Genomic DNA, 11,576 nt, shown 5'->3' on the forward strand with positions numbered 1-11,576 from the left:
TGCATTGGTGTAACCTGCAGCGTGCCATTTCACGGGGCAACACCCCCACGGGAGCCGCATCATGTCCAAGTTAGCCGCTTGCCTGCTCTTCATCATCGTTTCCCTGGTGCTTCCGGCTGCCGCACCGGCCGGAGAGAACATCACGCGCCTAAGCGACGGAAAGCAGGTCGCCATGCGACAGGTCGTCGCCCAAGCTGAAAAGGCGGACCTGGTCCTCGTCGGCGAAGTCCACGACAACAAGGCGCATCACGCCCTGCAGCTCGAGGTGCTCCGCGCAATGAAGAAAGAGGGTATCCCCATCGCTATCGGCATCGAGGCTATGCAGTCGGACAGCCAGGGGAATTTGGACGCCTTCATCGCCGGGAAGATGAGCGAAGAGCGGTTCAAACAGGTCTTCGCCCAAAATTGGTCTTACGACTGGGGGCTTTATCGGGACATATTCGTCTTCGCGAAGGAAAACGGGATCCCCATGATCGCGCTCAACCTCCCGAAGGAGCTGGTGGTCAAGGTTTCGCGCCGCGGCTATGCGGCGCTCACCGATGAGGAGAAAAAGAGCCTCCCGCAGGGGACGATGTGCGACCTGAACAACCCGCACACCGAGTTTCTCAAGAAATCTTTCGGCGAGGTGTTCAAACACGTCACCAACGGGCGCGTCTTCGAGTACTTCTGCGAGGCGCAGACCCTGCGCAACAGCGGCATGGCGACCAACATCCGCGCTTACCTGAAAAAGGCGCCCAAGACGAAGGTGGTGGCGTTCACCGGGATCTGGCACGCCGTAAAAAATGCCATCCCGGAACAGCTTTCCCGCAACGGCTCACCCCTTGCGAGCCTCGTCATCATGCCGGAGATCAACGAATTCAAGGGAGGCGAGGCCTCCCCCGAGGTGATCGACTACCTGGTGAGCTTCACCTCTCCGTAACGCGTGCCACATTAAGTCCATTTCCCGCCGATTGCAAGCGCACATCACAGAAGCTTGTTCCACATGAGCGTGAAGCCGCTGCCGGAGCGTCCCTCGCGCATCACCCCGGATTCGTAACTCCACGCGAGGTAGAGCGAGGAGTTCCACAAAAACGCGCTGTCCAGTGCGACCGTTGCAGCGCCACCCTGGCGGTCCCTGAAGGCCACCCGGTCCACCGCCTCGGCACGAGAGCGGTCCGCCCAGATGTACGACCCCAGGGCGCTCAGGTAGAGGAAAAAGGTGAGCTCCCGGCGGTAGCCGGCAGTGGCGGTCGCGTACCCCCGGGCCAGCACCTCGTCGAAGACGACACCGCTGTAGTGCGGCCAGGCAAGGTCGTACTGCTCGCTGGGAAAGGGCGTGCCGTTGATGCGGAAGGCGTTGAAGCGGTCTCCCTTCCCCGCACCGGTGATCCCGCCGTACAGGGCGAAAAGGAGCCGGTCCCTATCTGAAGAGATCCCCGGCACGCCGTAGGCACCGACCAGGTGCCCGCGAAACTGCGCGTAATTGCGGTTACCGCTTCCTCCCTCCTCGCCGCGCCACCGGTCCCGGTGCGTGAAGTCCGCATCGAACCCGGCCGCAACCCCCTTGTGGGGGAGCTCCAGGAGGTTTCTGCGCAGGCCATCGAAGCGACAGCGCAGCCTGGCGCCGAGAAGCGCCGTGTCCGGTGGGACCCAGAGCCCGGGGGAGGTATCCCCTTCTCGGTGGGCGTAAAAGTATCCGGCGCGGGCTAAAAGCTGCACCCTGAAATCGTTGTCCACCTGAAAGGGCGACACGGGGGTCCGGTAGCCAATCCCCGCCGCACCGACGAGGGTGCCGAAGTAGAGCGAGGTCCCCCGCACATCTTCACCGTGGTTGATCTCACGCTCCGCCACCGGGAGGGTCTCGTTCTCGAACTGCGCCACCAGGTCCAGGCCGCCTGCGTCGCGGTCATACTCAATTTCGTTCACAAAGAGCGCGATCATGGCGCGGGCGTGCGAGCGCTCGGTGACGCGCCGGTGAAAGAAGGCGGCGACCGGCAGCGCAGATGTCTGTCCCTGGGGGGGCTCAAGAAGGGATGCGCCGAGGGTGATGGAGTTCATCCGGGCGCGATCGACCGCCGGGATCTCGACCTCGCGCCCCATGAAGGTGACCCGTCCCGGCTCACCCGCCAGAGGGGTGTGGTACTCACCGTCCCCATCGGCGCTGCACGGTGAGGCGAGCACGCAGAGGATGCAAAAAGGGAGCACGCCGCGCAATATAGCCCCTATAAGGCTTCCCGACCGTAACGAGCGCGCCGTGCCGCGCGCCACTCTTTCCTCGCCCCCGTTTCCCCCACTACTACGTCTTACGACCCGTCTCCATGTCCCTGTAGTCCTTCCGTCCACGCTTGTCATGGCCGCCTCCTAATCCTGGTGGTTGACATCCCCCGCACGAACACCCGCTACACTATAGTTGGATTTCCCTAACCATCAACCGAAGAGCTTTTTTCCGGCTTGACAGGGCATGGTTACCATACGGTAAAGTTCTCATCAGATAACCAAGAGTAGGAGGTGGGCTAAATGGAAGAATTGACCGCACGGCAAAAGGAAGTGCTGGAGATCGTGTCCCGGCACATAGAGGAGTACGGCTACCCCCCCACCTTGCGTGAGATCGGTGCGAAGCTCGGGGTGAGCGGCACGCTGGGGGTTCTGAAGCACCTGGACGCCCTGGAGCGCAAGGGATACCTGCGCCGGCAGGAGGGAAGCACGCGCGGCATCACCTTGAGCCAGCAGGGACAGGGGGTCCCCCTCCCCATCGTTGGCCAGGTACGGGCGGGCACCCTGCACCCCGCGATAGAGGACATCGAGGGGCACTTCACCATCGACCGCTCGCAGATGGACAAGGGGGGGACCTTCTTCCTGCGCGTGAAGGGGGATTCCATGATCCACGCCCACATCGTGGAGGGGGACCTCGCGCTGGTGCGCCCGCAGCCCGACGCCCACAACAAAGACATCGTGGTCGCCATGGTGGGTGGGGAGGCGACGCTGAAGCGCTTTTACCGGGAGGCGGACCGGATCAGGCTCCAGCCGGAAAACCCGAACTACGACCCGATCATCGTGCACGAGGGGGATGGCGAAGTCTCCATCGTAGGGAAAGTGGTTGGCATCTACCGGCAGATGGAGTAATTTCATGCAGCGCTTTTGTGAGAGCATCAGGGTGGCCGCGGTTTTCTCCCCGGGGACGCGGGTAAAGCCGGTCTGGTTCGAGTGGCGGCGGCAGCGGCACGCGGTGACGCGCTGGCCCTATTTCTGGAAGGACAACCTCGGAGGCGCGACGAGGCTGCACTTCGCAGTCTGCGACGACAGCAACCTCTACGAAATCGTGTACGACACCTCGGACCAGAACTGGACCCTCGTGGGGGTCGAGGAGCAGTAAGACGTGGCAGAGCACCGGATCATCCTGCACATCGACATGAACGCGTTCTTCGCCTCGGTGGAGCAGCAGTCAAACCCAGCCCTGCGCGGCAAGCCGGTGGCGGTGATCGGCGCGGCCAAGCGCACCATCATCACCACCTGTTCCTACGAGGCGCGCGCCTATGGGGTGAAGACCGGGATGAACACCTGGGAGGCTCGGCAAAAGTGCCGGGAGCTGATCTTCGTGGTCGGCAACAACCGGAAGTACTCCTACACCTCAAAGCAGATCATCGGCATCATGCGGGAGTACACCCCGCTCGTCGAGGTGTTCTCCATCGACGAGGCGTTTCTTGACGTGACGGGGTGCCTCAGCCTCTTCGGTTCGCCGGAAAACATCGCGTGCCTCATCAAGGAGCGCATCCGGGAGCGTTTCGGCCTTACCTGCTCCGTCGGCATCGCCCCCAACAAGCTCCTCGCAAAGCTCGCCTCCGACATGCAGAAGCCGGACGGCCTCACCGTCATCGCACCGGAAGAGGTGGCGCGTGTCATGGAGCGGGTCCCGATCAAGGATCTCTGCGGCATTGGGGCGAAGACGCACCAGCAACTGACCAAGTTCGGCATCAAGACCTGCGGCGAGCTCGGGCGCTTTCCGATGGAGGTGCTCAGGAAGGCTTTCGGGGTGACCGGGGAGAAGCTGCACTACATGGGGCTCGGCGTCGACGATGCTCCGGTCGTCGCCGAAGAGGATGCCGAGGAGGTGAAAAGCGTCGGGCACAGCACGACCCTCGACACCGACATCACCGAGCGCGCCGAGATCCTTCTGTACCTTTTGCAGCTCTCCGAGATGGTTGGGAGAAGGGCGAGAAAGCACGGGGTTGCGGGGAAGACGGTGACCCTCACGGTGCGCTACGCGGACTTCACCACCTTTTCCAGGCAGGCAAGCCGTGCCGAGCCTACCAGCAACAGCGACGAGATCTACCGCGACGCGGTGCAGATCCTCGACCAGCTCGACCTGACCCAGCCTGTGCGGCTTTTAGGCGTCAGAATCACGAACCTCACCTACCACACCGAACAGCTGCCGCTTTTCGATACCGAGCGCAAAAAGGCGCTCGTAGCGAGCGCCATGGACCGCGTCAACAACCGGTACGGGGATTTTTCGGTCACCTTCGGGACCCTTTTAGGCAAGGAGTGCGGAGCGAAGGTGATCTCCCCCGCGTGGAAGCCGGAAGGGGTGCGTAACGTGGATGCGGATTGAGAAGAATGTGCCCATAAGCTCCGACAACCTTAGCTACTTACCCCCCTAGAACCCTGGTACGCCTGTGGGGATCTGGTCCCAGTAGGTCACCGAACCATTGTGCCACCGCACGATCTGCACCGTCTCGTCCTGAGAGATCACGACGGCGATCGCCTGGTGCAGCTTCTGGCAGATCCGGTAGGCGGCCCGGTGCCTCGTCCCTACCCCCTCGCTCAAAACCGGCTCGCACTGTTCCCCCTCGGTGTCGAGGGCATGCGACACCATGCCGACGCTGTCCAGATCCCCCGAGATAACCCCGCCGAAACCAAGCAACTCCTGACGCTTGGTGATGACGACCGCCCCGTCCACCGCCGAGAGTGCCGCGATGAAGTGCGCCACGTCGAAGATCGCCTCGTCCAGAAGCGCGATCGATTCGTTCTTGCTCGTCACGTACTCCTGCCACCCCACTTTCCGTTCGGGATGTTCCGGGTCGCCGTAGCTCTCGGCCAGGGTGTTCATGATGCGCAGGGTGAGGGAGAGGAAGCGCTGTCTGGAATCGAGCTCCAGGAACTGGTACTTAACCGTGAGATACTGGTTCTCCTGCATGATCTCATCGGCCAGTTCGGGGGGGAGGTAAACGAGCAGCCCCCCGTGGTTCGAGTTCCTGATCACGCTGATGATGCGCCTGAGTGCCTGCTGCCCTATGTTGCTGCCGAAGTCAGGGTCGAGCTCGGCCCAGGGTCGCTCGGCGCGCCTGCGCGCGCAGCGGTGCAGCGCGAAGGTCTCCTCGTTCAGGGCGGCGAGGCTCTTTCCGAACCAGCGGGAGTTGAAGACGTCGATGGACGGACAGTTGATCTGCCCGCCGTTTAAGGACGCGATGATTTCGTCACCGGCGCACACCGAGATCTGCCCCGGGCCGGTGACGTAGACCACGAGGCTCTGCGGCAAGGGGGGAGAGGTCTTCCGGCCGCCGTACACGGCGTGCATCCAGCGGGTTCCCGAGTGGAGCAGCCCCCAGATCTGGGCACCGTGCGCCGGGTCGATACAGATGCCGATGAGGGTCCGGTAGAAGTCTGCGGCCGGGGCCAAGCGATGCAGCTCGTATTCGTTGAAGGGACGGGTTCTCGAGAAGATGAGCCGGTGCATCCCCGTGGGGGGACCCTCGTGGGCGGCGAAGAGGTAGGAGTCCCGGATGATCAGGCGGAACATCACCGGGCGCTCCTCCTCGCGCAGAAGGCTCGCCTGGTAGCAGGTCGAGATCACCTGCTCGAGAACGTCGCGCTCGGGAAGCCGGAAGCCTCCCGGCTCGGCCTCGTGGCAGACCCGCGCCACGAAGGCGCGGTCCTGCCACCTCTCAAAGACGAAGGCGACGAGGTCCTTGGGATAGCAGTGCCCGGCGGCCGGGCTGTGGACTTGGCTCCGTTTCATATCACCACCTCGGCTACAGGCACCAGATCCGGATGCCGGCCGATGCCATCTGCCGGCCGTCGTAGATCCCTTTCACGTCGATCAACACCGGGTTTTCCACCATGAGGCTCGCGAACTTGGCCGGCGTCCAGTTGCGGTAGACGTCGTGCGCCACCGCCACGATGACCGCGACCGCCGGCTGCAGCCGCTCCGGCTCTTTCAAGCTGACGCCGTAGGCGCTCTTCGCCTCCTGCGGGTCCGCCATCGGGTCGCAGACCTGCACGTTCAGGCCGTAGTCCCAGAGCTCGCCCAGGATATCGACCACTTTCGAGTTCCTGAGGTCCGGGCAGTTCTCCTTGAAGGTGAGTCCGAGCACGGTGACGTAGGAGCCGAGCACGTGGTGCCCCGCCCGGATGATCTCCTTCACCGCGCGCTGCGCCACGAACTTTCCCATGCCGTCGTTGATGCGCCGTCCGGCTAAGATCACCTGCGGGATGTAGCCGATCTTCTCCGCCTTGTGGGTCAGGTAGTAGGGGTCGACCCCGATGCAGTGCCCACCGACGAGCCCGGGACGGAAGTTCAGGAAGTTCCACTTGCTCCCTGCCGCGGCAAGCACCTCACCGGTGTCGATCCCCATCCGATCGAAGATGAGGGCGAGTTCGTTCATGAGGGCGATGTTCAGGTCGCGCTGCGTGTTCTCGATCACCTTCGCCGCCTCGGCCACCTTGATGGAAGGTGCCCGGTGCACGCCTGGCGTTACCACCTCCGAGTAGACCTGCGCCACGATCTCGAGGGTGGCGGCGTCCTGCCCGGAGACGACTTTCAGTATGTTGGTGAAGGTGTGCTCGCGGTCCCCCGGATTGATCCGTTCCGGGCTGTACCCCACGGTAAAGTCCTCAGGGCTCTTGAGCCCCGATACCCGCTCAAGGATCGGAAGGCAGACTTCCTCGGTCACCCCCGGATATACCGTCGACTCGTAGACTACCACGTCCCCCTTCTTAAGCGCGCGCCCCACCGTCTCCGAGGCGCTGCACAAAAGCGAGAGATCCGGCTGTTTCGCCGGATCGACCGGGGTCGGGACCGCGACGACGTGGAAATCCGCCTGCTTGAGATCATCGATCCGGTCGGTGAAGACGATGTCGGTTTCGGTGAGATCCGCCCCCTCCACCTCACCTGTGCGATCCTTTCCGGAGCTCAGTTCCTCGATCCTTTTCGCGTCGATGTCAAACCCGATGGTACGCTGCACTTTTCCGAAGGCCACCGCAACCGGCAGCCCGACATAGCCCAGCCCCACCACCGAAACCTTGCGTCCATGTCCCATACAGCACCTCCCTTGCCGGCAACCGGTTTGCCGGCTTTCGCGACTGCTGCTCCTGCAGAATTCATCCCGCCGTGCGTACCGCCCCGAGCGGGTCGGCCGCAAAACTTTAGGCGATTCTAAGTCATATAGGCCAAAACTCCAGAGATAGAAGGCAAAAAATTGGCATTAAACCATTTATCCCGCCATGAAGTCGGACATCCCGGGCACGAGACTGAGCTCAGCCACCCCGAAACGGATCGCAACGACACTGACTTCGGAGGCGAGCCTGCGAAGCTTTACATGGTGCCGCGATTTTGCTAAGATGCCCCGCGTTTCTCTTCCCCCAAAAGGTTCCCAAATGTCTGAAATAACACCCATGATGCGGCAGTTCCTCGAGATCAAGGCTGAACATCCCGACGCGATTCTCTTTTTCAGATGCGGCGACTTCTACGAGATGTTCCTCGATGACGCGGTGAAAGCCTCCCGCATACTCGGTATCACCCTCACCTCGCGCGGCAAAAACGCTGACGGATCCGAAGTCCCGCTTTGCGGCGTCCCCTATCACTCCTGCGCCCCGTACATCGCGAAGTTGGTCGAGGCGGGCGAAAAGGTGGCCATCTGCGAGCAGGCCGAAGACCCGAAACTCGCCAAGGGGATCGTCAAGCGCGAGGTGGTGCGGGTAGTCACCCCCGGCCTCGTCGTCGAGGACGCCTCGCTCTCCCCGAAGGAAAACAACTACCTCTTGGCCCTTTGCTGCGACGGCGAGTGCTACGGCCTTTCCTACCTGGACCTCTCCACCGGTGAATTCCGGGTCACCGAACTCGCCGGGCTGCAGGCAGCACTCGCCGAGGTGGCGTGCATCGCGCCGCGCGAGATCATCCTCCCCGCCACCTTCCGCGAAGAGCCGAAGGCGAAGGATGTGGCGCATCTGAAAAACGACCGCAGCCTCACCTACTTCGAGGAATGGGTCTACGACGCCGATTACTGCAAGCGCCTGATCGGCAACCAGTTCAAGGGCGCCACCGCCGAGACGCTCGGGTGCGAGGGGCTCCCCACTGCCCTCCTCGCCGCCGGAGCGATCCTGCACTACCTGGTCGACACCCAGAAGGGGAACGCGCCGCACGTGACCGGGATAACCCCGTATAGCGAGAGCCAGCACCTCCTCCTGGACGAGTCCACGAGGCGCAACCTTGAGTTGACCGCCACCATCTCCGAGGGGAAACGCAAGGGGTCCCTGCTGGGGCTCATGGACCGGACCGTGACCGCGATGGGGGGGAGAAAACTCAAGCAGTGGATCAACTACCCCCTGATGGACCTCGCGAAGATCCGCCTGCGTCAGGACGCGGTGCAGGAACTGATCGAGGCCCCCGGGGTGCGTGCAGAGCTGAAAAACCTCCTCTCCGGGGTCTACGACCTCGAGCGGCTGAACGGGCGCATAAGCCTCGCCTCCGCCTCGGCCAAGGATATCGCTGCCCTCAATTCATCGCTCTCGAGGCTTCCCGCCATCAAGGAGAAACTCGCCGAATGCGCCGCGCCGTATCTAAAAGAGCTTGACGCAGGCATCGACCCACTCACCGAGATCTGCGACCTGATCACCCGCGCCATCGTCGAGGATCCTCCTTTCGTGCTGCGCGATGGGGGCATCATCGCAGACGGCTACAACGGCGAGCTCGACGAGCTGCGCGCCATAAGCCGCGAGGGGAAAGGGTTCATCGCCCGCCTCGAGGCCCAGGAGAAGGCGCGCACCGGGATCACCTCGCTGAAGATCCGCTACAACAAGGTGTTCGGCTACTACATAGAGGTAACGAAGGCGAACGTCTCGTCCATCCCCGAGGACTACATCAGGAGACAGACCCTCGCCAACGCCGAGCGCTACATCACCCCGGAGCTAAAGGAGTACGAGGAGAAGGTGTTGGGCGCCGAGGACCGGATCAAGGACCTCGAGTTCACCCTGTTCCAGGAAGTGCGCGAGGCCGCTGCGGCCCAGGGTGAGCGGATCGCCAGGAGCGCGGACCGCCTCGCCTGCCTGGACGTCCTCGCCTCGATCGCCGAGCTCGCCCACGACAAGGGGTACTGCCGTCCGGAGGTGCACGAGGGGACCGAGCTCTCCATCACCGAGGGGAGGCACCCCGTCATCGAGGACCTCTACGCCGCCGAGCGCTTCGTTCCGAACGACACGCTCCTCGACAACGGCGAGAACCAGCTGATCATCATCACCGGCCCGAACATGGCGGGTAAATCGACCTTCATGCGCCAGGTGGCCCTCATCACCCTGATGGCGCAGATGGGGAGCTTCGTTCCCGCCGAGCGGGCGCGCATCCCGCTCGTGGACAGGATCTTCACCCGCGTCGGCGCCTCGGACAACCTGGCCCGCGGGCACTCGACCTTCATGGTGGAGATGATGGAGAGCGCCGCCATCTTGCGGGGAGCCACGGCGAAGAGCCTCGTGATCCTGGACGAGATCGGCCGGGGCACCTCCACCTTCGACGGCGTCTCCATCGCGTGGGCCGTCGCCGAATTCCTGCACGACAACAAGGCGCACGCGGCGAAGACGCTCTTTGCCACCCACTACCATGAGTTGACCGAACTCGCCGTCACGCGCTCCGGCATAAAGAACTTCAACATCGCGGTCCGCGAGTGGAACGAACGCATCATCTTCTTGAGAAAGATCGTTCCGGGCGGCGCCTCGCACTCCTACGGCATCCAGGTCGCTCGCCTGGCCGGGCTGCCGCAGGCGGTGATCGACCGGGCCAAGGAGATCCTTCTCAACCTGGAAAAGGGGGAGTACGGCGAGGGGGGAGTTCCGCGCCTGGCGCGCGGCAAGAAGGCCCCCACCCCGTCCCCGCAACTCTCGCTTTTCGATGCCGGCGAGGATCTCATCAGGGAGAGGCTGAAAGAGGTGGAAGTGGCGCTCTTAACACCGCTCGAGGCGCTCAACCTCGTGGATGAGCTGAAAAGGATGATGTGAAATGAAACGCAGGGAGTTCGTTAAATACCTCGGGCTGGTCCCCCCCTACTATCGCTGGCTCGCCTGCCGTGCCCTCGCCGCCCAGGGGGGGATGCTCCTCACGCCCTGGCTTGCAGAGGCGGCCGGCACGACGCCGCTCGCCGGCCTCGTGCCGGTGACAGAACTCAGGCACTGGTCCACCCCGGACTACACCCGCGTCTCCATAGCCGCCGACAGGGAGGTGGCCTTCGAGCATCACAAGCTTCCCGGCCGGCTCTACCTGGACCTGCCGGGCACTCACCTAAACACCGGGGTGAAAGATCTCTCCGTAGGTGACGGCCTTTTAAAAAGCGTCCGCATCGCCCAGTTCGCCCCCTCCACGGTCAGGGTCGTCCTCGATCTGGACAGCATCAAGGAATACAAGGTCTTCACCTTCTCGGATCCCTACCGCATCATCATCGACATCAAGGGAGACCGCAGGCAGGAGATCTCGGCGTCGCGGGAGGTGATCGAGAACGCCCCGGCCGAACCGAAACAGGCCGACAAGCTCGCCCAGCCCGAGAAGCCGCAAAAGGCAAAGGAGCCCAAAAGGTTCAAGCCGGGTAGGATCAGGAGGATCGTGGTCGACCCGGGGCACGGCGGGCACGACCCCGGCGCGGTCAGCCCTTCGGGCACGAGGGAGAAGGACATCGTGCTGCAGATCGGCCTGGACCTGGCCCGTAAGATCCGCGAGGAGCTCGGCATCGATGTCGTGATGACCCGCTCCACCGACGTCTTCATCGAGCTGCAGGAGAGAACCGCGATCGCCAACAAGGTGGGAGCCGATCTTTTCGTCTCCATCCACGCGAACGCCTCGCTGAACCACGGCGCCAACGGCATCGAGACCTACTATCTGAACCTCGCCAAGACTGAGAAGGTGGCGCAGTTGGCCGCGAAGGAGAACGGCACGAGCCTTGAGAAAGTGAGCACGCTGCAGGCAGTCCTTTTCGACCTGATGGCGAACTACAAGCTGAACGACTCCGCGCATCTCGCGGAGGAGGTACAGAAGGCCCTGCACAAAAAGGCGCTCTCGGCGTACCCGACGGTGAAGAACCTCGGGGTGAAGCAGGGCCCCTTCTACGTACTCGTGGGTGCTACCATGCCGAGCATCCTTGTAGAGACCGCGTTTTTGAGCAACGAGCGGGACGAACAGAAGCTCAAGGACCCGCACTACCAGGATGTGACCGCCGACGGCATCCTTGCCGGTATCAAGGGGTACATCACCGCACTGAACAAGGCACCCGCCTGAGAGAAGAAGACACACTCCAAACGCAAAAAGGCCGGCTTTTAAGCCGGCCTTTTCCATTTTTCATCCCCTA

At 62.9% G+C, this 11,576-nt stretch carries 9 protein-coding genes; 6 read left to right on the forward strand and 3 right to left on the reverse strand.

Going from position 1 to position 11,576, the window contains the following annotated elements; genetic code table 11:
• Window positions 1-61: 61 nt before the first annotated feature.
• A complete protein-coding gene (locus E4633_RS15850; RefSeq protein WP_135870366.1) occupies window positions 62-919 on the forward strand; it encodes a ChaN family lipoprotein in 858 nt (285 codons plus the stop codon).
• A 44-nt stretch (window positions 920-963) separates the two neighbouring features.
• On the opposite strand, the gene E4633_RS15855 is transcribed toward E4633_RS15850, so the two are convergent.
• The gene (locus E4633_RS15855; RefSeq protein WP_246038065.1) at window positions 964-2,184 is read right to left on the reverse strand and encodes a porin; all 1,221 of its coding nucleotides are present in this window, start codon (window positions 2,182-2,184) and stop codon (window positions 964-966) included.
• 312 nt (window positions 2,185-2,496) lie between these two features.
• On the opposite strand from E4633_RS15855, the gene lexA reads away from it, so the two are divergent.
• The 3 genes from lexA to dinB are packed head-to-tail and all read left to right on the forward strand — an operon-like array spanning window position 2,497 to window position 4,585.
• Window positions 2,497-3,102, forward strand: coding sequence for a transcriptional repressor LexA (lexA, locus tag E4633_RS15860; RefSeq protein ID WP_135870367.1), 606 nt, complete (start codon window positions 2,497-2,499; stop codon window positions 3,100-3,102).
• Window positions 3,103-3,106: 4 nt separating this feature from the next.
• The gene (locus E4633_RS15865) at window positions 3,107-3,352 is read left to right on the forward strand and encodes a hypothetical protein (protein WP_135870368.1); all 246 of its coding nucleotides are present in this window, start codon (window positions 3,107-3,109) and stop codon (window positions 3,350-3,352) included.
• Window positions 3,353-3,355: 3 nt separating this feature from the next.
• The gene (gene dinB / locus E4633_RS15870) at window positions 3,356-4,585 is read left to right on the forward strand and encodes a DNA polymerase IV (RefSeq protein ID WP_135870369.1); all 1,230 of its coding nucleotides are present in this window, start codon (window positions 3,356-3,358) and stop codon (window positions 4,583-4,585) included.
• 45 nt (window positions 4,586-4,630) lie between these two features.
• On the opposite strand, the gene E4633_RS15875 is transcribed toward dinB, so the two are convergent.
• On the reverse strand, window positions 4,631-5,992 hold the full coding sequence (locus tag E4633_RS15875) for a putative sensor domain DACNV-containing protein (RefSeq protein ID WP_135870370.1): 1,362 nt from the start codon (window positions 5,990-5,992) through the stop codon (window positions 4,631-4,633).
• 13 nt (window positions 5,993-6,005) lie between these two features.
• Entirely contained in the window at window positions 6,006-7,292 is a 1,287-nt protein-coding gene (locus E4633_RS15880) for a nucleotide sugar dehydrogenase (protein ID WP_135870371.1), read from the reverse strand.
• Between the two features lie 337 nt (window positions 7,293-7,629).
• On the opposite strand from E4633_RS15880, the gene mutS reads away from it, so the two are divergent.
• Together mutS and E4633_RS15890 are read left to right on the forward strand one after the other, a co-directional pair.
• A complete protein-coding gene (gene mutS, locus E4633_RS15885; RefSeq protein WP_135870372.1) occupies window positions 7,630-10,239 on the forward strand; it encodes a DNA mismatch repair protein MutS in 2,610 nt (869 codons plus the stop codon).
• Window position 10,240: 1 nt separating this feature from the next.
• Window positions 10,241-11,506, forward strand: a complete 1,266-nt coding sequence (locus tag E4633_RS15890; protein WP_135870373.1) for an N-acetylmuramoyl-L-alanine amidase — start codon at window positions 10,241-10,243, stop codon at window positions 11,504-11,506.
• The last annotated feature ends 70 nt before the right edge of the window (window positions 11,507-11,576 follow it).

The sequence above is a fragment of the Geomonas terrae genome, assembly GCF_004791675.1.
Taxonomy (GTDB): domain Bacteria; phylum Desulfobacterota; class Desulfuromonadia; order Geobacterales; family Geobacteraceae; genus Geomonas; species Geomonas edaphica.

Excerpts from the sequence above, each read along its gene's own strand:
- E4633_RS15875 (WP_135870370.1), bottom strand. The coding sequence starts at position 5,992 with ATGAAACGGAGCCAAGTCCACAGCCCGGCCGCCGGGCACTGCTATCCC.
- mutS (WP_135870372.1), top strand. The coding sequence starts at position 7,630 with ATGTCTGAAATAACACCCATGATGCGGCAGTTCCTCGAGATCAAGGCT.
- E4633_RS15890 (WP_135870373.1), top strand. The coding sequence starts at position 10,241 with ATGAAACGCAGGGAGTTCGTTAAATACCTCGGGCTGGTCCCCCCCTAC.
- lexA (WP_135870367.1), top strand. The coding sequence starts at position 2,497 with ATGGAAGAATTGACCGCACGGCAAAAGGAAGTGCTGGAGATCGTGTCC.
- E4633_RS15850 (WP_135870366.1), top strand. The coding sequence starts at position 62 with ATGTCCAAGTTAGCCGCTTGCCTGCTCTTCATCATCGTTTCCCTGGTG.
- E4633_RS15880 (WP_135870371.1), bottom strand. The coding sequence starts at position 7,292 with ATGGGACATGGACGCAAGGTTTCGGTGGTGGGGCTGGGCTATGTCGGG.
- E4633_RS15865 (WP_135870368.1), top strand. The coding sequence starts at position 3,107 with ATGCAGCGCTTTTGTGAGAGCATCAGGGTGGCCGCGGTTTTCTCCCCG.